Raw genomic sequence first — 23,899 nt, 5'->3', positions numbered from 1 at the left:
GTCAGCACCTCCCGTCGTCGGCGAGGGCGTGGGTGAGCAGGCTCTGCCGGGCCAGGGACAGCCGCCCCCGGTTCCAGTGGAAGACGACGTGGTGCGCGGCGGCGCGGCGCGGGCCGATCAGCGCGTCACCGGACTCGAAGTAGCCGGTGCGCCACCGTTCGGCGGCCCGGCGCACGGCGGCCGCGTGCGCTTCGAGCGCGGCCCGCCGCTCGGGCGGCGCGGCGGCGAGCAGGCCCCGGGGCCCGGCCTGCCAGGCGGCGCGGATGCCGGCGGCGGCCCGGCGGGTGTCGGCGTCCTGGTGGGGGCCGAGTCTGCGCCCGGTGTCGTCACGCACCGCCTCCCAGACCCCGCGGTGCTCCCAGCCGACGATGCCCAGTCCGGCCAGGAGTTCGCCGAGGAGCAGCAGGGAGAGCCGCCAGTCCGCGAGGGGCTGCGGGTGGCCGTCGGCGTCGCCCGTGGCGGTGTGGTGGTCGAGCCAGGCGAAGGAGTCGGCCGTGAACAGCTCGTGCACATGGCGCATCGACGCCGGGCCGCCGAAGAGATAGGTCTCCGGCTCGTACCGGACGCGCAGCGGGGGGCGCAGCTGCCCGTCCAGGTCCTGGAAGCGGCGGGTCAGTTCCTTGTGCAGTTCCTCGTCGTCGGGGCCGGCCGCCTCGAAGCGGAGCCGTAGTCCCGGGGGTTTGTGCATGAAGAAGAAGGAGCGGGCGGTGCCGCGGGCGATCAGCTCGTGGGCCGTGTCGGCGATGGCGCGGTAGGTGCGGTGCCAGGCGGCCGGGCCGGGGGTGAGGTTGAGCTGTGTCCAGCCGGTCTCGGGCAGGTCGTGGCGCAGCGCGGTCAGACCGGCGGTCAGAAAGGTGTGGCGGGCTGCCTGGTAGGCGGGGTCCGAGGCGTCGACCGGCACCGTGCCCAGGGGGAGGTCGCGGGCGTCCCGGAGACAGTCGGCCAATAAGCGTTCGACCTCCAGCATTTTCTGCCTCCTCACGAAGTCCGCTGTTTCTCCTCACCATCGGAATTCCGCACTTACTCCCACCCGAAAAACGGAAGAGAAATCTTCATATTTTGAACAGGGTTACGCCCGGTGCATCCGTGCCGTGCCGTGCGCTCGTGGCGCACCCCGTCTTACGGAGTCATGACGTGCGAGCCGGGTCCACCGGCCGGGCCGCCGTGCCCGTCTAGCGTGGCCGTATGCGTGTACTGGTCACCGGCGGTGCCGGGTTCATCGGGTCCCATGTCGTCGAGGCGCTGCGGGACGGCGGGCACGATCCGGTCGTGTACGACAGCGCCGCGGATCCGTCGGCCGATGTCCGCAACCCGGTCTCCGTCGCCCGGGCGCTGGCCGGGGTGGACGCGGTCTGCCACCAGGCGGCGATGGTCGGGCTCGGCAACGGGGTCGCCGACGCGGCCGAGTACGTCTCGCGCAACGACCTGGGGACGGCCGTGCTGGTCGCCGCCATGGCGGAGGCCGGGGTACGGCGTCTGGTGCTGGCCGGTTCGATGGTCGTCTACGGGGAGGGGCGGTACACCTGCCCCCGGCACGGGGTCGTACGGCCCGGCCCGCGCGAGGCCGCCGACCTGGCCGCGGGGCGGTTCGAGCCCGGGTGCCCGAGCTGCGGCGCGGGCCTCTCCCCCGGCCTGGTCGGGGAGGACACCCCGGCCGATCCGCGGAACGTGTACGCGGCGACCAAGCTCGCCCAGGAGCACCTGGCCGCCACCTGGGCCCGCTGCACGGGCGGTTCGGCGGTGTCGCTGCGCTACCACAACGTGTACGGGCCGCGGATGCCGCGGGACACCCCGTACGCGGGGGTGGCCTCGTTCTTCCGCTCGGCGCTCGCCCGGGGGGAGGCGCCGCGGGTGTTCGAGGACGGGCGGCAGCGGCGCGACTTCGTGCATGTGCGGGACGTGGCCGCGGCCAATGTGGCGGCCCTGGAGGCGCAGGCAGCGCCGGGTGCCCTCGCCGTGTACAACACCGGCAGCGGTGAGCCGCACACCGTCGGCGAGATGGCCCGGGCGCTGGCCGTCGCGTACGGCGGTCCGCGGCCGGTGGTGACCGGTGAGTACCGGCTCGGGGACGTCCGGCACATCACCGCGGACTCCTCCCGGCTGCGCACCGAACTGGGCTGGCGGCCACAGGTCGGATTCGCCGAGGGCATGCGGGAGTTCGCGCGGGCCGCGCTGCGGGAGGGGTAGGGCCCTTCCTTCGCCGCCTGCAAGATCCAAAAGAGAGGACCTGGCGGCGTGGACGCTCAGGGCGCGGCCGGCAGGGTCACCTCGAAGCGGCAGCCGCCGGGGATGTTGCGGACGCTGGCCCGTCCCTGGTGGGCCTCGACGATGCCGCGCACGATGGCCAGGCCCAGCCCCGCGCCGGCCGGCGGGGTGCGGGCGTCGGTGCCGCGCCAGCCGGTGTCGAAGACGCGGGGCAGGTCCTCCTCGGGGATGCCGCCGCAGCCGTCGGTGACGGACAGCACCACGCCCTCGCCGGTGCGCTCGGCGGCGACCGCGACGGTGCCGTCGGGCGGGGTGCGGCGGATGGCGTTGACCAGCAGGTTGCCGAGGACGCGGCTCATCTCCTTGCCGTCCACCTCCACCGGCACCTGGGCGACACGGTCGCCCACCAGCCGTACCCCGTGCTCCCGGGCCAGCGGGTCGGCGCCCGCCAGCGCGTCGCCGACCAGGTCGTACAGGGAGATCCGGGTGGGGCTGAGCGGGAGGGTGCCGGCGTGGATGCGGGAGAGTTCGAAGAGATCGCCGACCATGTCGTTGAGCCGCTCCACCTCGGTGCGCATCTGCCTGAGGTAGCGGTCGGGGTCGGCGGCCACCCCGTCCTCCAGCGCCTCCGACATGGCGCGCAGCCCGGCGAGCGGGGTGCGCAGGTCGTGGGAGATCCAGGCGACCAGCTCGCGCCGGGAGGTCTCCAGGGCCCGTTCCCGCTCCCGGGACTCGGCGAGCCGGGCGCTGGTGGCGGCCAACTGGCGGCTGAGCGCCTCGAGTTCGGCGGTGGCCGGGCCGTCGGGCGCGGCGAAGGCCCCGCCGTCGCCGAACGAGCGGGCGGCATCGGCGAGTTCGCGGCTGCGGGCCACCACCCAGCGGCCCAGCAGCAGCGCGGTGGCCAGGGAGACCACGGCCGCCATGGCGACGACGGTGGTGACGACGGTCAGGTCGTGCGGGGAGAGGAACATCGCCCACGCGACGGCGAGCGTGCCGGCGAGCATCGCGACGATGCCGACCGCCGCGACGACGGTGACGGAGGCGGTGAGCGAGCGGCGCCGGATCAGCCGCAGCACGGCCGCCCCGGTCAGTCCCGCGGCGGCGGCGCCGGCGAAGGCGTACAGGGCGATGAGGAGTGTGTCCCGCATGGTCAGGCCTCCGCCGCCGGGCCGGGCTCGAAGCGGTAGCCCACGCCCCAGACGGTCTGGATGAGCCGGGGCCGGGCCGGGTCGTCCTCGATCTTGCCGCGCAGCCTGCGGACATGCACCGTGACGGTGGACAGGTCGCCGAAGTCCCAGCCCCAGACCTCGCGCATCAGGTCCTCCCGGCTGTAGGCCTGCCCCGGGTGCCGCAGGAAGAAGGCGAGTAGGTCGAACTCGCGGAGGGTGAGGGCGAGTTCGGTGCCGTTCTTGGTGGCCCTGCGGGCGCCGGGGTCGACCGAGAGTCCGGCCGCCGCGAGCGTCCGGCCGGCGGGCGCGGGGCGGCTGCGGCGCAGCACGGACTCCACGCGCAGGACGAGTTCGCGGGGGCTGAAGGGCTTGGTGACGTAGTCGTCGGCGCCGACCTCCAGGCCCAGGATGCGGTCGTCCTCGTCGCCCCGGGCGGTGAGCATGATGACCGGCACGGGTCCGCGGTCGCGCATCCGTCGGCACACCTCCAGGCCGTCCATGCCGGGCAGCATCAGGTCCAGCACCACGAGGTCGGGCCGGTGTGCGGCGGCGCGGGTCAGGGCCGTCGGGCCGTCGTCGGCGCGGTCGACGGCGTACCCGGCGCGGTGCAGGTATCCGGTGACGATCTCGGAGACGGTCGGGTCGTCGTCGACGACCAGGATCCGGGCCGCGCCGTCGGCGGTGTCGGCCCCGTCGGGGGCGTACGGCTGTTGCATGTCTCCAGCCTCGCACCGGGCGTGCCGGGGTGCGGGGGCGGTGGGGGCGGCGTCCGCGTTTCGTAAGGTGCTCGCGTCCGGTATGTCCGGTTCCCGTTCGTAGGGTGACACCGTGACGACGACTTCTTCCGACGTCGACGTGGTGCTGCCCTGCCTGGACGAGGCGGAGGCCCTGCCCTGGGTGCTCGCCCGGATCCCGGCCGGCTGGCGCGCCATCGTCGTCGACAACGGTTCCACCGACGGTTCGGCCGGCATCGCCCGGGCGCTCGGCGCGACGGTGGTGCACGAGCCCCGGCGCGGCTTCGGCGCCGCGTGCCATGCCGGCCTCACCGCGGCCACCGGCGACTTCGTGTGCTTCTGCGACTGTGACGCCTCGCTCGACCCGGCGCTGCTGGAGCCCTTCGTGCGGGAGGTGCGGGAGGGCGGGGCCGACCTGGTGCTCGGCAGGCGGCGGCCGAGCGGCCGGGGCGCCTGGCCGGCGCACGCCCGGGCCGGCAATCTGGCGCTGGCCCGGATGCTGCGCCACCGCACGGGGCTGCGGCTGCACGACCTCGGGCCGCTGCGCGCCGCCCGCCGCGAGCCGCTGCTCGCCCTCGGCCTGACGGACCGGCGCAGCGGCTACCCGCTGCAAATGGTCGTGCGCGCGGCCGACGCCGGCTGGCGGGTCACCGAACACGACGTGCCCTATCTGCCGCGCACCGGCGCCTCCAAGGTGACGGGGACCTGGCGCGGCACCTGGCAGGCGGTGCGGGACATGCGCCGGGTGCTGGCCGAGACCCCGGCCGACGGGAGGGCCGTACGGTGACCACGCTGCTCGTCATCGCCAAGGAGCCGCGCCCCGGACGGGTCAAGACCCGGCTCACCCCGCCGTTCAGCCCCGAGGAGGCGGCACAGCTCGCCCGGGCGGCGCTCCTGGACACCCTGCACGCCGTGGCCTCGGCACCCGCGACCCGGCGGGTGCTGGTCCTGGACGGCACCCCGGGGCCGTGGCTGCCGCCGGGCTTCGAGGTGCTGCCGCAGTGCCCGGGCGGGCTGGACGCGCGGCTGGCGGACGCCTTCGCCCACTGCACCGGCCCGGCGCTGCTGATCGGGATGGACACCCCGCAGGTCACGCCGGAGCTGCTCAGCGTGGACTTCGCCGGCTGCGACGCGTATTTCGGTCCGGCGGAGGACGGCGGCTTCTGGGCGCTGGGCCTGGCCGTACCGGACCCGGCGCTGCTGCGGGGGGTGCCCATGTCCTCGCCGGTGACCGGGGCCGTACAGCGGGAGCGGCTGGTCGGGGCCGGGCTGCGGGTGCGGGATCTGCCCCGGCTGCGGGACGTCGACACCGCCGCCGACGCGCGTGCGGTCGCCGCGCTCGCCCCGCACGGCCGGTTCGCCGCGCGGCTGGCCCGCTGCACCCCGGTCACGCCGCGATGAGCGCCCCTGCCGCCTGGGCGGCCGCCGATCCGTACGCCGCCGCGCTGCGCACCGGCCGGGGGCCGTTGTTCCTGCGCCGCGCCGACGGCTGGCTGCTGCCGCTGGAGGTGGAGCGCTGGTGCGCCCGGGCGGATGCGGTGGACCTGGGGGTGCTGGACCGCTGCGAGGGCGCGGTCCTCGACGTCGGCTGCGGTCCGGGCCGGCTGGTGGCGGAACTCGCCGCCCGGGGCCGTACCGTGCTCGGCATCGACGTCAGCGACGCCGCCGTGGAGCACACCGTGCGGCTCGGCGGGCCGGCACTGTGCCGGTCGGTCTTCGAGCCGCTGCCCGGCACGGGCCGCTGGGACACCGTGCTGCTCATGGACGGCAACATCGGTATCGGCGGCAGCCCGGCCGCCCTCCTCGAGCGGGTGGCCGGGCTGCTGCGGCCGGGCGGGCTGCTGATCGCCGAGACGGTGCCGGTGGACGTCGACGAGCGCACCCAGGTGCAGGTGGTCGACGCCGTCGGCGGCGCGCGAGGCACCGGTACGCCCTTTCCCTGGGCCCGCGTCGGCACCCCGGCCCTGCTGCGGTACGCGCGCAGGGCCGGCTGGCGGCCGGTGGCTCAGTGGGACGCCGGCGGCCGCTGCTTCGCCGCCCTGCGCACCCGCAGGACGAGCAGCAGCGCCGAACCGGCGAAGAGTACGGCGGTGATCAGCAGCCAGCGCGCCAGGAAGCCGTCCGGGGAGAGTCCGGTGGCCAGCCGGTAGCGGCGGTCCACCATCCCCGCGATCAGCGGGAACCAGACGAGGAGCAGCAGGCCGGACAGCGCGGCCGGCACCCGCACATAGGGGGTCCAGTCGCGCCGTCCGGCCGCTTCGAGCGCGCCCACGGCCGTCCGGTCCGCCAGCGCGTACAGCGGCAGCAGCACCAGATCGTGCAGCAGGGCCGCGCCCACGATCCACAGCGCGACGCCGAACCAGTCACCGGACAGCAGCCGTACCCCCGCATATCCGGCCAGCGCGAACGAGCAGAGGAGCAGCAGCAGTTGGAAGGGGCTGCCGAGCGGGAGGCGACGCGGCATCACAGGTCTCCGAAGGTCAGTCGGGCCACCCACTTGGTGTTGAGCACACCGGGTGCGGCGGGGACGATGATCCGCGCCGGGTAGCCGTGGTCGGGGGACAGATCCTCGCCGTTGACCTGAAGGGCGAGCAGGGAGCGTCCGTCGGCCACCTGGTTGGCGCGCAGCGCCGCCCGGCGGAAGGCGCCGTGCCGTTGCAGGGACGTGACGAGCACGTCCGGCGCCGCGTCCTGGTAGCCGACGAGCGCCGCGAGGTCCCGCAGCCGCACCCCGCGCCACCACTGGTCGGCGGTGGACCAGCCCTCCACGCAGGCGATGGGCAACGAGGAGCTGTGTTGGGGCATTCGGAGCAGGTCGGCGCGGCTGAGCCGGACGGTGCCGGTGCGGCCGGTGACCACGAGCCGCCAGGCGTCCTGGTGGGTGTCGGCCGGGGTGATCCCGGCGTACGCGGCCGTCTTGTTGATCTGGAAGCCGTTCGGGCCGCCGCCGGGGTCGGCCGTGCCGTGCGGCGCGAGCAGGGCCGTACGGCGGAAGGGGCCGCCCAGGCTCTGCCCGACCGTGGTCAGGAACAGCAGCAGCGAGCCGCCGCCGACCAGGCCCAGGGCGCCGCGCCGGGAGACGGTGGGCGGGGCGGGACGCGGGGAGGCGAGGTCGGTCTCCGGGGGCGGCCAGGAGGCCGGCTCGGTCTCCCCTGGCGACGCAGAAGCCGGGGCGGTCTCCCCGGGCTGCGGGGAGACCGGGGCGGCGTCCTCGGGCTCGGGCGACCGCCGCCGTACGGCTCGCACGGCGGCCGGTGCCTTCAGCACGACGTGGGCCACGAACGCGGCGAAGAAGACCCAGGCGCCGTAGAAGTGCAGCGGATAGAAGGAGCCCGGGAAGACGTAGTCCAGCTGGACGTTGAGCACCCCGGTGGTGAACTCGAACAGCCCGCCGCCGACCAGCAGCACCAGCGAGAGCCGCTCCAGGGCGTGGGTGACCGAGCGGGCCGGCGGCAGGGCGAACAGCCTCGGCACGACCGACCACAGCTTGGCCAGCAGCACGGGGACCAGGGTGATGCCGAGCGTGACATGGAGGCCCTGGGTGAAGCGGTACAGCCACACCGGGCCGGTCGGCCAGGGGAAGAGGTAGAAGCCGAGGAGCCCCTTGTCCGGGGTGGTGTCGTTGACCGGGGACAGGCCCGGGTTGTAGGCGGCGTAGGACACCAGGCCGGTCAGGAACAGCACCGTGATGCCGGCCAGCAGGACGAGGCCGAGCACGGAGGTGAACCAGGTGCCGCGCAGCGGACTGCGCCAGAAACCGGGAGAGGTGGGAAGCCGGGGATGGTCGCGCATAGGCCGACCGTAGGCCGGGGGACCCCGCTTCCGGCGGCTGCGACCGATGACGAAACGCTGACGTCCGGCCCGGCCGGGCGCCCCGGGCCGCCCGCTCGGCCTAGCGTGCCGCTGTGACTCGCTCCCTGCGCCGCGACCTGTACGCCGCCGCTGCCGCCGTCGCGCTGGTGACGGCCGCCGTGCTGGCCGGCCGCCGCATCCAGTTCACCCGGCACACCCTGTTCGTGCACTGGCCGCCGCTGTTCGCCGACTGGGACCCGCATGCCGGCCCCGGCACCCCCGCGGCGCTCGCCGTGGCCGCGGCCGTCGTCGTGTACGGCCCCGCCCTCGCCGACCGGCTGCCCTGGCGGACGCTGCTCGCCGCCGCCTGGGCGAGCGCCACCGCCTGGATCCTGTCCCTGGCACTGGTCGACGGCTGGCAGCGGGGCGTGGCCGGCCGGCTGACCACCCGTGAGGAGTACCTGCGGGTCATCGGCCGCTTCCACGACATCCCGGCCGCCCTGCGGGACTTCACCCGGCACATCGTCAGCGGCAGCCCCGCCCCCTGGCCCGCCCATGTCGCCGGCCATCCCCCGGCCGCCACGCTCACCTTCGTCCTGCTGGACCGGGCCGGGCTGCACGGCGGCGGCTGGGCCGGCACCTGGTGTGTGCTGGCCGGCGCGACGGGCTGTGTGGCGGTGCTGGTCGCGCTGCGCGCGCTGACCGGCGAGAGCCTCGCCCGGCGGGCCGCGCCCTTCCTGGTGCTGGCGCCGGCCGCGGTGTGGCAGGGCGTCTCGGCCGACGGGTACTTCGCGGCCGTCGCCGCCTGGGCCGTGGCACTGCTCGCGCTCGCACTGACCCGGGGGTCGCTCGGGGCGGCGGTGGGGTCGGGGCTGCTGTTCGGGCTGACCTGCTATCTCTCGTACGGCCTGACGCTGTTCGCGCTGCTCGGCGCGGCGGTGCTGGTACTGGCCCGGCACGGGCTGCGCCGCCGTCGGGTGCTGCTGCCGGCGCTGCTCGCCGGACTGGCGGTGTTCCCGCTGGTGTTCACGCTCGCGGGCTTCGCCTGGTGGGACGGCTACCACCTGCTGATCACCCGCTACTACCAGGGCGTCGGCGGCACGCGCCCGTACGGCTACTGGGTGTGGGCCAACCTCGCCTGCACGGCGATCCTCACCGGCCCGGCCACGGCGGCGGGGCTACGGCGCACCGGTGCCGTCCTGCTCCGGCGCGAGGGCACCGGGGCCGGCCCGGACGGGGCGCAGACCCGCCTCGCGCTCCTGGTCTGCGCCGGTCTGCTCGCCCTGCTGATCGCCGACCTGTCGGGCATGAGCAAGGCGGAGACGGAACGGATCTGGCTGCCCTTCGCACTGTGGCTGCTCCCGGCGTGCGCGCTCCTGACCCACCGGCGCGGCTGGCTCACCGCCCAGGCCGTGCTCGCGCTGCTGATCAACCATCTGCTGCTGACGGGCTGGTGAGGCCAGGCCGACCCCGGCCTCTTTACCTATGTTGACATAGGTATATCGGCGTACTTATGGTCGGCGCATGTCCCAGCCCAGCGCGTCCGCCCAGGACCTCGCCGCCATGGCGTCGAGCCTGGTGGCGTGCCTGCCCGCGCTGGCCCGGGCCATCGAGCGCCAGGTCGACCTGGACCATCCGCACCCCAAGCCCTCGGAGGCGCAGCTCGCGCTGCTACGGCACGTGGAGACCCACGAAGGGGTCACCGTGCGCGTCGCGGCCGAGGCCCTGCTGATGAAGCCGAACAACGTCAGCGCCCTGGTCACGCAGCTGACCGAGCAGGGGCTGCTGGAGCGGCGGCCGGACCCCGCCGACAAGCGCGTCGCCCATCTGCACCTCACGCCGCTGGCCCGGCACCGCATCGCCGAGGTCAAGGACCTCATGGGCGCCCATGTCGTACGAGCGCTGCACGCTCTGACCGACGGCGAACAGGACGCCCTCGGCTCCGCCCTGGGCGCACTCGCCTCGCTCGAGCGGAATCTGCACAGCCGCGCCGTCTGAGCCGGCACACGGGGCCCCGCCGGGGCGTCGTGCGCTCGTCCGCGCGCTGCCTCCCCACGGCGCCGTTTCCCGCGCCCCGGCCCGGCCGCTCCTCGGCCGGCCGCCTCGGCGTTGCCCGGCCATTCCTCGGCCGGCCGCCTCTCCACGCCTCGGCGTTCCCCGGGCGGGCCCCGCCCGTCCGTCGTTCTCGCCCGACCCACGAAAGACAGACATGCACTCCGTCACCTCCTCCGCCTCGCCGACCCCCGCGGCGACCGCGAACCAGCCCCGCGGTCGGCGGGCCAACCCCTGGCTGACCCTCGTCGCCGTCGCCTTCGGCCTGTTCATGGTCGGCCTCGACGGCTCGGTCGTCTCGATCGCGAACCCCGAGATCGGCCGGGACCTGCACGCGTCCACCGCCGATCTGCAATGGGTGACCAACGCCTATCTGCTGGCCCTCGCCGCCGCCCTGATCCTCGGCGGCAAGCTCGGCGACCGGTTCGGGCGCCGCACCTTGTACCTGACCGGCGTCGCCGGGTTCACCGTGGCGTCCGTGGCCATCGGGCTGTCCGGATCCATCACGGGCGTCATCGTCTTCCGCGCCGTCCAGGGCTTCTTCGGCGCCCTGCTGATGCCGAACACCCTCGGCATGCTGCGGGCGGTGTTCCCGCCGAAGAAGTTCGGCATGGCGGTCGGCATCTGGGCCATGGTCTCCTCCGTCTCCACCGCCCTCGGCCCCATCGTCGGCGGTCTGCTCGTGCAGCACGTCGACTGGGAGTCCGTCTTCTTCGTCAACGCCCCCATCGGCGTCGTCGCGCTCGTCTTCAGCGGCGCCGTGCTGCCGCAGAGCAGGAACACCGCAGCCGCACACGAGAAGTTCGACATCACCGGCGTCGTGCTGCTGGCCCTCGGGCTGCTCGCTCTCGTGTTCGGCGTCGTCAAGGGCGAGGCGTGGGGCTGGACCTCGGGCGGCACCCTGGGCGCCGTCGCGGCCGGCCTGGTGATCCTGGCGGTCTTCGCCGTCCACGAGACCCGTGTCGCGGCACCGCTGCTGCCGATGCGTCTGTTCCGCAGCCCGGCGCTGGCCATCGGCACGCTCATCACCGCGCTGAACTTCTTCGTCCTGCTCGGCGTGATCTTCTTCGTCATGCTGTATCTCCAGAACGTACGCGGCTTCTCCCCCGTCGAGGCCGGGGTGCGCACCCTGCCGCTGAGCCTGGCCTCGGTGGTGGCCTCCCCGCTCGGCGCGGCGCTGACCGACCGGTTCGGGCCCCGGCTCACCATGCCCCTCGGCATGGCCCTCCAGGCCGCCGCCTGCTTCACCATGCTCGGCTGGAGCGCGCACTCCTCCTACACCACGCTGTGGCCGCCGTTCGTCGCGCTCGGCCTCGGTGTGGGCATGGTGATGTCGTCCTCCTCCGACGCGATCGTCGGCAACGCCCCCGTCCGGGACGCCGGTGTGGCGGGCGGTCTCCAGGCGACGGCCCTTCAGATCGGCGGCGCGCTCGGCACTTCCGTGCTGGTCTCGCTCATCGGCAGCCGGGTGGGCTCCACCCTCGCCGGCGAACTGGTCTCCGCCGGTGTCCCCGCCGGTGCGACCCAGGGCCTGACCGGGGCGCGGGACGCCGTCGCCATGGGGGTCGCCCCGGTCTCCGGCGAGCTGCCGGACCGGCTCGGGGCGGCCGTCGCCGAGGGCAGCCACCAGGCGTTCATGAACGGCGTGCACACCTCCGTGCTGGCCGCCGGTGTGCTGTGCGTCGCCGGTGCCCTGCTCGCGGTGACCGGCGTGCGGCGCGCCCCCGAGCCGGCCGGCCACTGAGCGCGGCGGCTCGGCCCCCTCCCCCGCACTCCTGTTTGCCCCGTGTTTCGCCGCGGGGTCTGGACAGGCTTCTACCCGTCAGTAAGGTTGCTCCGGCATGGCCGCCCGAGCAGTCGGCCCGGCGGTCAAGTGGCGCCAGGATGAGGGGGATTCATGAGCGGGACGAGCCGGCGCGGCTTCGTGCTGGGGGCGGCCGCGGCCGCCGGTGCCGCGCTGTGGCCGGTGCTGACACCGGGGCGCGCGCTGGCCCGGGAGCGCGCCCTGGCGGCCACCGCCGCCCGTGCGGTGAGCGTCGCCGGGACCACGCTGGAACAGGTCGCGACGCCGGTCGGCGACGGGGCGTACCGGCGCCTCGCGGCGGGGCCCGGCTGGCCGCTGGTGGTGCGCGGCGAGCTGGCCGGCGCCGGGTCGGGCCGGGACGACCGGCGCACCGGCCTGGCCTCCTTCGTGCAGTTCACCGACCTGCATCTGACGGACACCGAGTCACCGGTGCGGTTCGAGTATCTGGCGCGGTTCAACGACAGCGCGCACCGCCCGCAGGAGACGCTGACCGTGCGCGGCGCGTCCTCGCTCGTGGAGCGGGTCAACCAGGTCCGCCGGGGGCCGTACACCGGGCTGCCGTTCGGTCTGGTCATGGCGACCGGGGACAACACCGACAACCACGAGCGGCTCGAACTCGACTGGTACCTCACGGTCATGAGCGGCGGCCGGATCGTCCCGAACAGCGGCGACACCGCGCGCTACGAGGGCGTGCAGAACTCCGGCAGCGGACAGTACTGGAACCCCGAGTCCGCGTTCCAGGACGCGTACAAGGCCCGGGGACTGCCCCGGATCCCCGGCTTCCTCGACGGCGCGATCCGGCCGTTCGACGCGCCCGGTCTCGGTGTCCCCTGGTACACGACGGTCGGCAACCACGACGACAGCATCGAGGGCAGCCTGCCGGACCTCGGTCTGCTGAACGACCTCTACACCGGTTCCCGCAAGCTGGAGGGGTGCGACGACGCCACCGCGGCCCGGCTCGCGGACGCGATGCTGCACGACCCGGCCGAGGCCGTGCTGCTGCTGGGCAAGCTGCTGGCCGGCGGCGGCGCGGTCCGCACGGTCACCCCGGACGAGCGGCGCCACCCCTTCACCCCGGCGGAGTTCGCGCGGGCCCATCTGAACCCGGCGTACACCGGTGCCGGTCCGGTGGGCCACGGCTTCACCCGGGACTCGGCCGACAGCGGACGCCTCTACTACACCTTCGACCTCGCCGACGGCATCCTCGGGATCAGCCTCGACACGACCAACCGGGCCGGTTTCGCGGACGGTTCACTCGGCACCGCACAGCTGAACTGGCTGGAGTCGGTCCTGAAGGCGCACAGCGGCCACTGGTACGACGCCGACGGCCGGGTGGTGCCCGGGGGCACCGACAGCCGCCTCGTGGTGGTCTTCAGCCATCACACCAGCACGACGATGGGCAACCTGCTGCCGGACCCGTACCGCCCGTTCGAGGCCCGGCACGGCGGCGACCAGCTGGTCGCGCTGCTCCAGCGCTTCCCGAACGTCGTGGCCTGGGTGAACGGCCACACGCACACCAACCGGATCGTCCCGCACGGCCACAGCGTCCCGGAGCGCGCCTTCTGGGAGATCAACACGGCCTCGCACGTGGACTATCCGCACCACGCCCGGATCATCGAGATCGCCGACAACCGGGACGGCACACTGTCCCTCTTCACCACGCTCATCGAGTCGGCGGCCCCGTACCGCACGGACTTCTCCGACACCTCCGACCCGGGCCTGGCCGCCCTCTACCGGGAGCTGGCCTGCAACGACCCCTACGCCACCCCCGCCACCCGCATCGGCACGGCCGCCGACCACAACACCGAACTGCTGCTGACCAGGCCGGCGTCCTAGGTCAGCGCGAAGTAGCGCAGCCACACATAGGCCAGGGAGACCGTCACCGTCGCGGCGGTGACGATCAGGCCGTGCCGGGTGAACTGCCAGAAGGAGATGGGCCGGCGGTTGCGTTCGGCGATGCCGAGCACGACCACGTTGGCCGAGGCGCCGATCGCGGTGGCGTTGCCGCCCAGGTCGGCGCCGAGGGTGAGGGCCCACCACAGGACGTGGTGGCCGCTGCCGCCCATGTCGTGGACCAGCCCGGAGGTGATCGGCGCCATGGTGGCGACGTACGGGATGTTGTCCACGACGCCGGACAGCACCGCCGAGCCGCCGAGCAGGGTCAGCGCGCCGCCCTGTCGGCTGCCGCCGATCAGGTCCGCCAGCCCGTGGGAGACCTCGTCGATCACCCCGGTGCCGATCAGCCCGCCGATCATGACGAACAGGCCCGCGAAGAAGGCCAGCGTGGGCCACTCCACCTCGGCGAGGACGTCGTTGGTGTCGACCGCGGAGACGGCGACGAGCAGACCGGCGCCGAGCAGGGCGACGACGCTGGGCTCGTAGTGCAGCACCGGGTGGAGCACGAAGCCGGCCACGACCAGGGCGAGGACGGCCAGCCCCTGGACCAGCAGTCGGGGGTCCCGGATGGCCTCGCGCTCCTCCAGTTCCATGATCTCGGCGGCGCGTTCGGCGTCGTAGCCGAGCGCGCCGCGGAACATGATCCGGCACAGCAGGAGCAGCACGAGCACCAGCAGGACGGCGAGCGGGGCCAGGTGGACGACGAAGTCGTTGAAGGTCAGCCCGGCCCGGCTGCCGATGATGATGTTGGGCGGGTCGCCGACCAGGGTCGCGGTTCCGCCGATGTTGGCGGCCATGACCTCGGCGATGAGGAACGGCGCCGGGGACAGCGCGAGGCGTTCGCACACCAGCAGGGTGACCGGCGCGATCAGCAGCACGGTGGTGACGTTGTCCAGCAGGGCCGAGGCGAGCGCGGTGAGGACGACGAGCATCGCGAGGACCCGGAAGGGCCGGGCGTGGGACCGCTTGACCGCCCAGATCGCCAGGTACTCGAACATGCCGGTCTTCTTGAGCACGCCGACGATCGTCATCATGCCGAGCAGCAGGAAGATCACGTTCCAGTCGATGCCCGACTCCTGGGAGTAGAACGCCGAGACGTCGTCGGTGGCGCCGATCGCGAGCATCAGACCCGCGCCGCCCAGGGCCACGGCGACACGGTGGATCTTCTCGCTGATGATGAGAACGTACGCGCCGACGAAGACGGCGATCGCGGCCCAGCCGTGCCAGTCGCTCACAGTGCTCCGGTTGCTGCTCGTGCCTGAGGGGAGCAAGGGGTGGAACAGACATCTGTCCCCTGCTCGCCGACCAGACTTCCCGGCACACCGGAGCGAACCTTACCGGTCCTTGATGCGTCTTTGACAAGCCCCTGACGCGCCGTCCGTTCAGGAGGCGGCGAGCAGCAGCCGCTCCAGAAGCTGGGACGCGGTGATCACGCCGAGCAGCCGGCGTCCGGCCCCGTCCCCGTCCACGACCGCCACCAGCGGGCTGCGCACCCGCGCCATCAGCGCGGCGACCTCCAGCGCGGTCGCGTCGGGCTCGGCCACCGGCGGCGCGGGCACGCTCCGGGACAGGCAGTCGCGGACCGTACGGCCCTCCAGCGCCCGGCACAGCCGGTCGGCGTGGCGTTCGTCCACCACGGCGGCCAGCGTGGGGTCGTCGAGCACATACGCCGGCACCAGAGTCTTGATCATCTGCGAGGCCGGGAGGACCGCCTGCGGCGCGCCCTGCTCGTCCAGGACCAACAGGGCCGGCAGCCGGTGCTCGGCCATCAGCCGTGCCGCGGCGGTCGCGTCGGTGTCGACGCCCACGGTCTCGTACTCCACTGCCAGGTCTCGTGCCCGCACGTCGGCTCCCGTTCCGCTGTGTGTCCCGCGGCCATTGTGCGGCAGCACGGCCGGGCCGCCGGCGTCCCGGGTGCGCCTACAGGCGGATGACGAGCAGCGCCGTGTCGTCCGTGGCGCCGGCGGCCGGGAGCAGGTCGAGCAGGAGTGCCGCGGCCAGCTCCTCGGGTCCGAGCGCGCGGTGGGCGGCGAGGGAGCGGGCGAGCCGGGCGAAGCCGGCCTCCAGGTCCTCCCCGCGGCGTTCGACCAGCCCGTCCGTGTACAGCACCAGGGTGTCTCCCCCGGCGAAGGCCAGCTCGGCCTGCGGACGGCGGACGTGGTCGGGGTGGGCGCCGAGCGGCGGGTCGGTGGCCTCGTCCAGGAACACCACGGTGCCGTCCGCGCACAGCAGTGCGGGCGGGGGGTGACCGGCGCTGCTGTAGGTGAGGGTGCGGCCGTCCCAGTCGATGTGCACGGACACCACGGTGGTGGACTCGGCGCCCTCGACCGAGCGGGCGTACAGGTCGAGTACGTCCAGGGCCTGGGCGGGGCCCGCCGAGACCCGGGAGGCCGCACTCAGGGCGCTGCGCAGCTGGCCCATGACGCACGCCGCGGCCAGGCCGTGCCCGACGACGTCGCCGACCGCCGCCTGCATACAGGTACCGGCCAGCTCGACCAGGTCGTACCAGTCGCCACACACGTTCAGCGCGCCGACCGCGGGCCGGTAGCGCACCGCGATCCGCTCGTGGTCCGTCAGCGGTGGGGCGGGGAGCATGGCGTCCTGGAGGGCGAGGGCGATCTCGCGTTCCCGGGCGTGGGCCCGGCGCAGGCGTTCGTTGACCTCCTGGAGCTCCCGGGACCTGGTGTACAGCTCCGCCTCCAGCACCCGGGCCCGGTCGCCCACCGCGCGGCCGCGGGCCCGGAGCAGCTCCGTGACCTCCTCCACCCGGTGCACCAGCAGGATCACCCGGCCGTCGGTGTCCAGGACCGGTGCGTTGATCGGGCTCCAGTACCGCTCCTCCCACTCGCCGGGGCGCTCCCGCGACTCGACGTCGTAGCGCTGAAGGGCCATGGTGTCCCGCTCGCCCGTGGCCAGCACCCGGCGCAGCGACGCCTCCAGGTTGCGGGCTCCACTGGCCCCGGCGTCGGCGGGGTTGTCGGGGAACACGTCGAACAGATAGCGGCCGATGAGGTCCTCGCGGGCGCGGCCGGAGTGGCGCAGGAAGTCCTCGTTCGCGTCCAGGTAGACCAGGTCCGGCGTGAGCAGCGCGACCATGCCCGGCAGTGCCCCGAACACCGCCCGGTAGTCGATGCGCGCCTCGCTCACGGTCACGGCCCGCTCCCTCGCAGTGGCAGCCGCGGGGACGCAGCGCCCCGGTGGCACGGCACCGCGCGCCCACGGACGGGCACGGCCACACCGTACGCCGCCTCCGGCACCGGGCGCATGTCGAGGCCGGGGGGGGCAGCGCGCGGCGAGGGCGCGGGGAGCGGCAGCGGGTCTTCCCGGTGGGCCGGACGGCCCCGGGTACGGCCCACCGCCCGGAAGCGGCCGCCGCACGAGGGGCGGCGCCCTCCCCTATGCCTGGGAGGCTTCTGCGCCCGGCCGACGGCGGGCCCTTTCCGGCGGCGCGGCCCGGGCAGTAGGCCGGCGTCCGGGTGCGCATGCCGGACGGGGTGCACCGGCTGCGGCAGGACGTCCGACCTGGGCGAGCGCCGCGCCGGATTGCGGTCAAGCCGGCGGCGGACGGCGCGGACACCCCCGCTCGTCCGCCGGGCGGCATGCCCGCCCGGCACACCCTGCACGCCGAGAAGGACCGGCGGGTGACCGAACTGCCGTACGCCCGGGCCGTGTTCCGGTAGGCGCGGGCGCACCCACCGGGCTTCTCGACCGCTGCCGTCACCGCGCCCGGCCCGCCGGGGTCAGGCGGACGGGACCGTGATCTCCCGCTTGAGGATCTTGCCGCTCGGGCCCAGCGGCAGCGCCTCGGTCAGCCAGATCCGCCGCGGGTACTTGTAGGCGGCGACCCGCTCCCGGACGAACTCCCGGAGTTCCTCGGGCTCCGCCTGGGCTCCCGGGCGCAGCACGACCGCCGCCGCCACCTCCTCGCCGAGCCGGGCGTCCGGCACACCGAGGACGGCGGCGAGGGCGACGGCGGGGTGCTCGTGCAGGACCTCCTCGATCTCGCGCGGGTAGACGTTGTAGCCGCCGCGGATGATGAGGTCCTTCTTCCGGTCGACGATGAACAGATAGCCGTCCTCGTCCTGGCGGGCCAGGTCGCCGGTGCGCAGCCAGCCGTCGGGGACGGCCTCGGCGGTCTCCGCGGGCAGGTTCCAGTACCCCTTCATCAGGTTCGGTCCGCGTACGGCCAGTTCGCCGACCTCTCCGGGGGCCACGTCCCGGCCGGTGTCGTCGAGCAGCCGTACCTCGACGTCGCGGATGGGCGTGCCGATGGAGCCGGGCTTGCGCGGGCGGTCGAGGTGGTTGAAGGTGACGACCGGGCTGGTCTCGGACATGCCGAAGCCCTCCAGCACGACGCAGCCGAAGCGCCGTTCGAAGCCGTGCAGGATCTCCACCGGCAGCGAGGCGCCCCCCGACATGCACTGGCGCAGACTGGACACGTCGGCCTCGGCCGCGGCGGGGTGCTGGAGCAGCGCGGCGTACATGGTGGGCACGCCCTCGAAGACGGTCGCCCGGTGGCGGGCGATGGCGTCGAGCACGGTCGGCGGGTCGAAGCGGGGTATGAGGACGAGCGCCGCGCCGCTGCGGACGGCGACGTTCATCGTGCAGGTCTGCCCGAAGATGTGGAACAGCGGCAGACAGCCGACGATCACGTCCTCGGCCGTCACCCGCTGGACGTCGGTGACATTGACCTCGGTGTTGTGGCGGATCCCGGCGTGGGTGAGCGCGGCGCCCTTGGGGCGGCCGGTGGTGCCCGAGGTGTAGAGCAGCACGGCGATGTCGTCGTCGGCCGTGTCCGCCACCTCGGGCCGGGGCTGACGGGCCGCCAGTTCGGCGGCGAGGGCGGCGGGTTCGACCGCGAGGTGCCGTACGCCGGCGGCGGCCGCGCCCGCGGTGCCCTCGCCGGGCGCCTGGTGCCATTCGAGGAGCAGCACGGCGCCGGAGTCCCGCAGGTGGAACTCGGTCTCGCGCTCCTTGAGCAGCGGGTTCATCGGGACGACGATGGCGCCGGCGCGCAGCACGCCGTAGTAGAGGACGACGAACTCGGGCACGTTCGGCAGCATCAGCGCGACCCGGTCGCCCGCGCGCACGCCCTCCGCCTCCAGCAGGGTGGCGGCCTGGGCGGTCAGCCGGTCGAGTTCGGCGTAGGTGATGGCCGTCGTGCCCAGCAGCAGCGCCGGCCGGTCGGGCAGCCGTCGGGCCGTCTCGACCAGGAACTCCGCCAGATTGGCCATGATCACTCCTCGCTACCGCGCTCTCGGCGCTCACGGCCCCCGCCGGAACGCTCACGGCATCGTGGCGTGCGCGGGCACGGGCGTCCATATGGCGGAGCCCACAGTGCGCCGAACGCGAACAGCGCCCGGTGCGTCCGGCGGCCGCGAACTGCCGTGTCGCGGCGGCCGGTCGGGGGCGGCACCCGCGGTGGAACGGCGTGCGGGGGTGCGGGAGCGGGATCCGGAGGGGGCTGTACCGCGTGGTCCGTTGCGTCCGCCCGTGGGGTCGATCAGGGTTCGGCGGGTGAGTACGTTTCCCCCGCAGCGCCGTGAGTTGTCCGGGAGCCGGGACGCCGGTCCCGCCGTCGGGAGTGAGCAGGGGTGGCCGGTGTGGCCCCCCGGTGCCCTTCGGGCGGTGGCGGTGTTCGCGGCCGTACGCCTGGCAGGAGCCGCTCTGGTGGCGCTGGTGAGCCGGCTCTCGGGCCACTCACCGCTGAAGGGTCTGGCCCACTCCTGGGACTCGGTCTGGTATCTGCACATCGCCACGCACGGCTACGGCACCCGGCTCCACATCACGCAGAGCGGCGCGGTGCAGACCGACTGGGCCTTCTTCCCGCTGTATCCGGGGCTCGTCCACGCGGTGACGGCGCTGCTGCCGCTGTCCCCGGCACAGGCAGCCGTGCTGCTCGCGTGGGGTGCCGCCGGGGCGGCGGCGCTCGGTGTCCACTCCCTCGTCCACCGCCTGTACGGCCCCTCGACCGCCGCCGCCCTGGTCGTGCTGTGGGCGGTCCTTCCGCAGTCGGTGGTGCTGAGCCTCGCCTACACCGAGCCGCTGTGCGCCGCCCTCTGCGCGTGGTGCCTGTACGCGCTGTTCCAGCGGCACTGGGCGGCGGCCGGGGTGCTGGCCGGGTTCGCGGGTCTGTCCCGGCCGAACGGCATCGCGGCGGCCGCGGCGGTGATCGTGGTGGCCGGCCGTGAGGTCGTACGGCGCGACGGCCGGGTGCCGGCCGAGCTGTGGGCCGGGGTGCTGGTGGCGCCGCTCGGCTGGGCGGGCTACGTACTGTGGGTGGGGCACCGGACCGGGGATCTGCTGCACGGGTACTTCCATGTGCAGGACGCGTGGGGCACCCGCCTCGACCTCGGTGCCGGGACCCTGCGCTTCCTGGTGTCGCTGCCCTGGCACGGCGGCGACGTCGTGCACGACGTGGCGCTGGTGATCGTCGTGGCGGGCATCGCCCTGTTCTGGCGGCTCTGCCGGGAGCGGGCCCCGCTGGCGCTCCTCGTCTATGCCGGGGTGCTGCTGCTGCCGGTGGTGGCGGTCTCCGGCCCGTTCGAGTCCCGGCCGCGGTTTCTGCTGCCCGCGTTTCCGCTGCTCGTCCCGGCGGCCCGGGCACTGGTGCGGCTGCGGCGGACCCGGCCGGCCCGGTTCCGGCTGGTGGGCGCGGCCCTCGTCGCCGTCTCCCTGTCCTACGGCACCTTCCTGGCCTTCGCGTCCCACTCCCCCTGACCGGCCCGGCCCGCTCGGCACACGGAGAGCCGAGTCCACGACTCCATGTCACCATGGTGCTGAGCATCACCCTACTAAGGGGGTGTGGACCATGGCCGTGTCAGAGCAGACGCCCGGTCCCAGTAGTCATCGCCCAGGGCTCAGGCGCGAGATCGGCTTCATCGGACTCATCTGGGCCTCGGAAGGCTCGATCATCGGATCGGGGTGGCTGTTCGGCGCGCAGGGTGCCCTGGCCGCCGCGGGCCCCGCCGCCATCATCTCCTGGGCCATCGGCGGACTCGCGATCCTCATCCTGGCGCTGGTGCACGCCGAACTCGGCGGGATGTACCCGGTGTCGGGCGGCACGGCCCGCTTCCCGCACTATGCCTTCGGGGGCGCCGCGGGCGCGTCCTTCGGCTGGTTCTCCTGGCTCCAGGCAGCCACGGTGGCGCCCATCGAGGTGCTGGCGATGATCACCTACGCCCAGCACTACTCGTGGGCGAGTGGCTGGGAGAAGGTGGAGGGCGGCGAACACGTCCTGACCCCGCCGGGCATCGCCGTGGCGGTGGGGCTGATGGCGGTCATCACGGCCGTCAACTTCCTCAGCATCCGGATGCTGGCCAACACCAACAGCGCCGCGACCTGGTGGAAGGTCGGCGTCCCGCTGCTGACGATCTTCGTGTTCGCCGTGGCCCAGTTCCACACGAGCAACTTCACCGCGGCGGACGGCTTCAACCCGTACGGCGCCAAGGGCATCCTGTCCGCGGTCTCCACCAGCGGCATCATCTTCGCGCTGCTGGGGTTCGAGCAGGCGGACCAGCTGGCCGGCGAGAGCGCCAACCCCAAGCGGGACATCCCGCGGGCGGTGATCGGCTCGATCCTCCTCGGCATCCTGATCTACATCCTGTTGCAGGTCATCTTCCTCGCCGCGCTGCCCGCCTCCCAGATCGGCGCCCACTGGGCGAACTCCGCGTTCACCGCCCTCAGCGGTCCCTTCGCCCAGGTCGCCACCCTGATCAGCCTGGGCTGGCTGGCCACGATCCTCTACCTCGACGCCGTCATCTCCCCGGCCGGCACCGGTCTGATCTACATCACCGGTTCGTCCCGGGTGTCGTACGGCCTGAGCCGCAACGGCTATGTGCCGTCCGTCTTCGAGAGCACCAACCGGCGGGGTGTCCCCTGGGTCGGTCTGATCACCGCCTTCGTGATCGGCTGCATCTGCTTCCTGCCGTTCCCGAGCTGGCGGTCCCTGGTCGGGCTGATCACCAGCGCCAGTGTGCTGATGTACGCCGGTGCCCCGCTGTCCTTCGGGGTGTTCCGCAACCGGCTGCCGGACGCCCACCGCCCCTACCGGCTGCCCGGCGGTGCCTGGATGTCGCCGCTCGCCTTCGTCGTCGCCAACCTGCTGATCCTCTGGTCGGGCTGGACCACCGACTGGAAGCTGGGTGTCGCCATCCTCCTCGGGTACGTCATCCTGGTCGCCAACCGGGTGTTCAAGATGAACCCGATCACCCCCCAGCTCGACCTGCGCGCGGCCCAGTGGCTGCCGGTCTACCTGGTCGGCATGGGCCTGATCGTCTACCTCAGCGACTTCGGCCCGCTCAAGCACCCCTGGTTCCCGCTGTGGTGGGACATCGGTGTGGTGGCCGTCTTCAGTCTGGTCATCTACTACTGGGCCCTGGCGGTCGCACTGCCGAGCGAACAGATCCAGCACCTCATCGACCAGGTCGTCGTACCGGAGGAAGAGGACATCCTCTGACCGGGGTCCGTGCCCCTGCCGACGCCCTTCGGGAACACCGGGCCCTGCGGCAATGCGGCGATGTCCCGGAGGAACCGTTCAAGCGCCTCCAGCAGGACGCCGGGTTGCTCCAGGTGGAGGTCGTGCCCTGCCCCGGGGATGCTCATCGCCACCGCCTCGGGTCTCTGCCGGAGCATCCTGTCGCACTCGTCCGGAGTGATGAGTCCGGATCGGCCGAGCACGGCCAGCGTCGGGCAGATGATGCTCGTCCACTCGTCCCAGGAGGAACGCCGGGCGTTCTCGGCCAGGGAGTCGACCACGTCCAGCTGGAAGAAGCCGTCCTCCGGCCATTCTGCGTCTTCTACCCGGACCCGTCGGCGCTCGTCGCCCCGCACCCGCAGTGCGCGGGGGCGGCCGGTCGGTGCGAGGGAGCCGGATGCCTTCGAGCACGGCCGTACCGGGGTCGCTGCGCTGTCCGGCGGTGGCCAGGGGGGCAGAAGGTCACCGGCCTGGGCGGTTGGAGGCCGTGGCGGAGGGGCGGGGCCGGGACAGGACGGGCTGCTCTACGCGCAGGGCCAGTGCCGTCCAGTAGGCGGTGTCGTCGACGGAGTCGTAAGCACAGGTGCGGGGGATGCCCCCGGCGGCGACCTGTGGACCGAGCCGGGTCGGCCGTGTGCTCAACGCGGTGCGCACGGCCGACCCGGTCCGCCGTCATGTGCCGGTGATCTCCTTCAGCTTCCCCTGGGCCTTCAGGTCCCCGACCACGGTGCTCGTGAAGTACTGGGTGCCGAGCCCGGGCTGGTTGAACCAGGGCCTGGCCGGACCGGCCTCGACCGTGAACGCCTCGGTGACCTCGTAGAGGTGGTAGTTGAACGGAGGATCGGCGGTGTTGTACTCGTCGAGGTTGTTCGGCGGGATCGCACGCTTGGCATACGGAGTGCCCTGTGGTGCGAGGTACTGACCCGAGTCCCCCCTGCCGAAGAGGTCGATGCGCTGCCCCTTCTGGAGCGTCAACGGATGTTCCACGGGGCGGCCGTCGCGGAGCACGAACCCGTTGTTGTCCGGGTACCACCAGCCGCCGATCTGCTGCGTCGGGTCCTTCTGCGGGTTGGTCTGCCAGTAGCACCCGAGGAACCAGTAACGCGAGGTGGGGCCCTCCGGACGGTAACCCCGCAACATCCTCCCGATGGGGCCGGTCCGGGGAAGCACCTTGGGACCGAGCCGCCAGTCATTGCCGTGGTAGGCCTCCAGCTGCGGGTACGGTGCGGTGTTCTTCGCGGTCTCCCGATGCGTGGTGGGGCAGGCGAGGCCGTTTTTGCTCTGGGTGGACGCGGCTTGGGCGGCGGCCGGTGAGACGCCCGCCAGCAGGAGCGACAGAACGGCGCTCCCTACGATTCTGCGCGGTACGCGCATCCGATGTCTCCTTGACTGTGGCCCCCTCTGGGAACGCCGTCCAGTGCACCCGTTGATCCTCAGGGCGCTTCGTAAGCTGGCATCGGTGGCCACTCGAATGGTTGTGCAAGTACGCACGGACAGCCGAACAACAGTGCCGTGTGCGGCAGTCGCCGAGGGAAATCACCGCCGGGGTCCGGACACCATGTCGAGCATCAAACAGAGGTACGCCCGTGAGCCACCCCTGACGCCGTCCTTTTCGGCGGAGGGTGCGGGTGCCCGGGCGGGTCGTCGGGCACTGTGGCCAGGGCCGCGACGGTGTCCTGTGGTTGCGCGCAGGCGACACCTGGCTGCGCATCGCAGCGTGAACCGTCCCTGACGAACCCCCCGCCCGGCCGGTTCCGGGCCGGGGGGCGGC

The 23,899-nt window shown here is 73.5% G+C and carries 21 protein-coding genes; 11 read left to right on the top strand and 10 right to left on the bottom strand.

The annotated features are described in order from the left end of the window. Position 1 precedes the first annotated feature (1 nt). Positions 2-967: a thiopeptide-type bacteriocin biosynthesis protein gene (locus tag ACZ5CZ_RS10675; RefSeq protein ID WP_385842710.1), complete on the bottom strand. Its 966-nt coding sequence runs from the start codon at positions 965-967 to the stop codon at positions 2-4. A 218-nt stretch (positions 968-1,185) separates the two neighbouring features. On the opposite strand from ACZ5CZ_RS10675, the gene ACZ5CZ_RS10670 reads away from it, so the two are divergent. Continuing rightward, positions 1,186-2,187, top strand: coding sequence for an NAD-dependent epimerase/dehydratase family protein (locus tag ACZ5CZ_RS10670; protein ID WP_468941281.1), 1,002 nt, complete (start codon positions 1,186-1,188; stop codon positions 2,185-2,187). A gap of 56 nt (positions 2,188-2,243) precedes the next feature. Here ACZ5CZ_RS10670 and ACZ5CZ_RS10665 read toward each other — a convergent pair whose 3' ends face one another. Together ACZ5CZ_RS10665 and ACZ5CZ_RS10660 are read right to left on the bottom strand one after the other, a co-directional pair. Next, positions 2,244-3,353: a sensor histidine kinase gene (locus tag ACZ5CZ_RS10665; protein ID WP_385842707.1), complete on the bottom strand. Its 1,110-nt coding sequence runs from the start codon at positions 3,351-3,353 to the stop codon at positions 2,244-2,246. Positions 3,354-3,355: 2 nt separating this feature from the next. Beyond that, positions 3,356-4,090: a response regulator transcription factor gene (locus ACZ5CZ_RS10660; protein ID WP_385842706.1), complete on the bottom strand. Its 735-nt coding sequence runs from the start codon at positions 4,088-4,090 to the stop codon at positions 3,356-3,358. Between the two features lie 112 nt (positions 4,091-4,202). On the opposite strand from ACZ5CZ_RS10660, the gene ACZ5CZ_RS10655 reads away from it, so the two are divergent. Genes ACZ5CZ_RS10655 through ACZ5CZ_RS10645 form a run of 3 tightly spaced genes read left to right on the top strand, consistent with a single transcriptional unit; the run spans position 4,203 to position 6,258 of the window. Then, on the top strand, positions 4,203-4,895 hold the full coding sequence (locus ACZ5CZ_RS10655) for a glycosyltransferase family 2 protein (RefSeq protein WP_468941276.1): 693 nt from the start codon (positions 4,203-4,205) through the stop codon (positions 4,893-4,895). Continuing rightward, a complete protein-coding gene (locus ACZ5CZ_RS10650) occupies positions 4,892-5,509 on the top strand; it encodes a TIGR04282 family arsenosugar biosynthesis glycosyltransferase (RefSeq protein WP_468941273.1) in 618 nt (205 codons plus the stop codon). The genes ACZ5CZ_RS10655 and ACZ5CZ_RS10650 overlap by 4 nt, the downstream gene beginning before the upstream one ends. Continuing rightward, complete coding sequence (locus tag ACZ5CZ_RS10645; RefSeq protein WP_468941270.1) at positions 5,506-6,258, top strand: class I SAM-dependent methyltransferase; 753 nt, start codon at positions 5,506-5,508, stop codon at positions 6,256-6,258. Before ACZ5CZ_RS10650 ends, ACZ5CZ_RS10645 begins: the two co-directional genes overlap by 4 nt. A 313-nt stretch (positions 6,259-6,571) precedes the next feature. On the opposite strand, the gene ACZ5CZ_RS10640 is transcribed toward ACZ5CZ_RS10645, so the two are convergent. Then, positions 6,572-7,900: a molybdopterin-dependent oxidoreductase gene (locus ACZ5CZ_RS10640; protein WP_468941267.1), complete on the bottom strand. Its 1,329-nt coding sequence runs from the start codon at positions 7,898-7,900 to the stop codon at positions 6,572-6,574. A 113-nt stretch (positions 7,901-8,013) separates the two neighbouring features. On the opposite strand from ACZ5CZ_RS10640, the gene ACZ5CZ_RS10635 reads away from it, so the two are divergent. The 4 genes from ACZ5CZ_RS10635 (at position 8,014) to ACZ5CZ_RS10620 (ending at position 13,592) form a co-directional block, all read left to right on the top strand. Further along, positions 8,014-9,357, top strand: coding sequence for a hypothetical protein (locus ACZ5CZ_RS10635; RefSeq protein ID WP_468941264.1), 1,344 nt, complete (start codon positions 8,014-8,016; stop codon positions 9,355-9,357). A 67-nt stretch (positions 9,358-9,424) separates the two neighbouring features. Continuing rightward, complete coding sequence (locus ACZ5CZ_RS10630) at positions 9,425-9,898, top strand: MarR family winged helix-turn-helix transcriptional regulator (protein ID WP_468941261.1); 474 nt, start codon at positions 9,425-9,427, stop codon at positions 9,896-9,898. Positions 9,899-10,109: 211 nt separating this feature from the next. Beyond that, positions 10,110-11,696, top strand: a complete 1,587-nt coding sequence (locus tag ACZ5CZ_RS10625) for an MFS transporter (RefSeq protein ID WP_468941258.1) — start codon at positions 10,110-10,112, stop codon at positions 11,694-11,696. Between the two features lie 153 nt (positions 11,697-11,849). Continuing rightward, positions 11,850-13,592, top strand: a complete 1,743-nt coding sequence (locus tag ACZ5CZ_RS10620; protein WP_468941254.1) for a TIGR03767 family metallophosphoesterase — start codon at positions 11,850-11,852, stop codon at positions 13,590-13,592. Here ACZ5CZ_RS10620 and ACZ5CZ_RS10615 read toward each other — a convergent pair. From ACZ5CZ_RS10615 to ACZ5CZ_RS10605, 3 genes are all read right to left on the bottom strand, one after another. Next, complete coding sequence (locus ACZ5CZ_RS10615; RefSeq protein ID WP_468941250.1) at positions 13,589-14,887, bottom strand: ArsB/NhaD family transporter; 1,299 nt, start codon at positions 14,885-14,887, stop codon at positions 13,589-13,591. The two genes, ACZ5CZ_RS10620 and ACZ5CZ_RS10615, sit on opposite strands and share 4 nt — an antisense overlap. 147 nt (positions 14,888-15,034) lie before the next feature. After that, positions 15,035-15,496, bottom strand: coding sequence for a CBS domain-containing protein (locus ACZ5CZ_RS10610; protein WP_467541787.1), 462 nt, complete (start codon positions 15,494-15,496; stop codon positions 15,035-15,037). A 76-nt stretch (positions 15,497-15,572) separates the two neighbouring features. Then, positions 15,573-16,799, bottom strand: coding sequence for a PP2C family protein-serine/threonine phosphatase (locus ACZ5CZ_RS10605; protein ID WP_385842797.1), 1,227 nt, complete (start codon positions 16,797-16,799; stop codon positions 15,573-15,575). A gap of 335 nt (positions 16,800-17,134) precedes the next feature. Between ACZ5CZ_RS10605 and ACZ5CZ_RS10600 the strand changes: the two genes are divergently transcribed. After that, a complete protein-coding gene (locus ACZ5CZ_RS10600) occupies positions 17,135-17,332 on the top strand; it encodes a hypothetical protein (RefSeq protein WP_468941247.1) in 198 nt (65 codons plus the stop codon). A 60-nt stretch (positions 17,333-17,392) separates the two neighbouring features. Here the strand turns inward: ACZ5CZ_RS10600 and ACZ5CZ_RS10595 are convergent, their stop codons facing one another. Further along, positions 17,393-18,886, bottom strand: coding sequence for a long-chain-fatty-acid--CoA ligase (locus tag ACZ5CZ_RS10595; protein ID WP_468941245.1), 1,494 nt, complete (start codon positions 18,884-18,886; stop codon positions 17,393-17,395). Between the two features lie 394 nt (positions 18,887-19,280). On the opposite strand from ACZ5CZ_RS10595, the gene ACZ5CZ_RS10590 reads away from it, so the two are divergent. Both ACZ5CZ_RS10590 and ACZ5CZ_RS10585 read left to right on the top strand, forming a co-directional pair. Next, positions 19,281-20,372: a hypothetical protein gene (locus ACZ5CZ_RS10590; RefSeq protein WP_468941242.1), complete on the top strand. Its 1,092-nt coding sequence runs from the start codon at positions 19,281-19,283 to the stop codon at positions 20,370-20,372. A gap of 91 nt (positions 20,373-20,463) precedes the next feature. Then, on the top strand, positions 20,464-22,110 hold the full coding sequence (locus ACZ5CZ_RS10585) for an APC family permease (protein WP_468941239.1): 1,647 nt from the start codon (positions 20,464-20,466) through the stop codon (positions 22,108-22,110). 480 nt (positions 22,111-22,590) lie between these two features. Here the strand turns inward: ACZ5CZ_RS10585 and ACZ5CZ_RS10580 are convergent, their stop codons facing one another. Then, positions 22,591-22,770, bottom strand: a complete 180-nt coding sequence (locus ACZ5CZ_RS10580) for a hypothetical protein (RefSeq protein WP_468941236.1) — start codon at positions 22,768-22,770, stop codon at positions 22,591-22,593. A gap of 30 nt (positions 22,771-22,800) precedes the next feature. Further along, positions 22,801-23,502, bottom strand: a complete 702-nt coding sequence (locus ACZ5CZ_RS10575; RefSeq protein WP_468941234.1) for a TNT domain-containing protein — start codon at positions 23,500-23,502, stop codon at positions 22,801-22,803. Positions 23,503-23,899: the final 397 nt, after the last annotated feature.

It is taken from the genome of Streptomyces sp. NPDC031418 (assembly GCF_055581605.1).
Note: the sequence above shows the minus strand (reverse complement) of the source record. Positions and strands in the feature narration are given on the sequence as shown.

What these genes read in the sequence shown, in the direction of transcription:
- ACZ5CZ_RS10640 (WP_468941267.1), bottom strand. Translation starts at nt 7,900, where the DNA reads ATGCGCGACCATCCCCGGCTTCCCACCTCTCCCGGTTTCTGGCGCAGT.
- ACZ5CZ_RS10630 (WP_468941261.1), top strand. Translation starts at nt 9,425, where the DNA reads ATGTCCCAGCCCAGCGCGTCCGCCCAGGACCTCGCCGCCATGGCGTCG.
- ACZ5CZ_RS10620 (WP_468941254.1), top strand. Translation starts at nt 11,850, where the DNA reads ATGAGCGGGACGAGCCGGCGCGGCTTCGTGCTGGGGGCGGCCGCGGCC.
- ACZ5CZ_RS10645 (WP_468941270.1), top strand. Translation starts at nt 5,506, where the DNA reads ATGAGCGCCCCTGCCGCCTGGGCGGCCGCCGATCCGTACGCCGCCGCG.
- ACZ5CZ_RS10675 (WP_385842710.1), bottom strand. Translation starts at nt 967, where the DNA reads ATGCTGGAGGTCGAACGCTTATTGGCCGACTGTCTCCGGGACGCCCGC.
- ACZ5CZ_RS10600 (WP_468941247.1), top strand. Translation starts at nt 17,135, where the DNA reads ATGCCGGACGGGGTGCACCGGCTGCGGCAGGACGTCCGACCTGGGCGA.
- ACZ5CZ_RS10575 (WP_468941234.1), bottom strand. Translation starts at nt 23,502, where the DNA reads ATGCGCGTACCGCGCAGAATCGTAGGGAGCGCCGTTCTGTCGCTCCTG.
- ACZ5CZ_RS10665 (WP_385842707.1), bottom strand. Translation starts at nt 3,353, where the DNA reads ATGCGGGACACACTCCTCATCGCCCTGTACGCCTTCGCCGGCGCCGCC.
- ACZ5CZ_RS10660 (WP_385842706.1), bottom strand. Translation starts at nt 4,090, where the DNA reads ATGCAACAGCCGTACGCCCCCGACGGGGCCGACACCGCCGACGGCGCG.
- ACZ5CZ_RS10670 (WP_468941281.1), top strand. Translation starts at nt 1,186, where the DNA reads ATGCGTGTACTGGTCACCGGCGGTGCCGGGTTCATCGGGTCCCATGTC.
- ACZ5CZ_RS10595 (WP_468941245.1), bottom strand. Translation starts at nt 18,886, where the DNA reads ATGGCCAATCTGGCGGAGTTCCTGGTCGAGACGGCCCGACGGCTGCCC.
- ACZ5CZ_RS10585 (WP_468941239.1), top strand. Translation starts at nt 20,464, where the DNA reads ATGGCCGTGTCAGAGCAGACGCCCGGTCCCAGTAGTCATCGCCCAGGG.
- ACZ5CZ_RS10625 (WP_468941258.1), top strand. Translation starts at nt 10,110, where the DNA reads ATGCACTCCGTCACCTCCTCCGCCTCGCCGACCCCCGCGGCGACCGCG.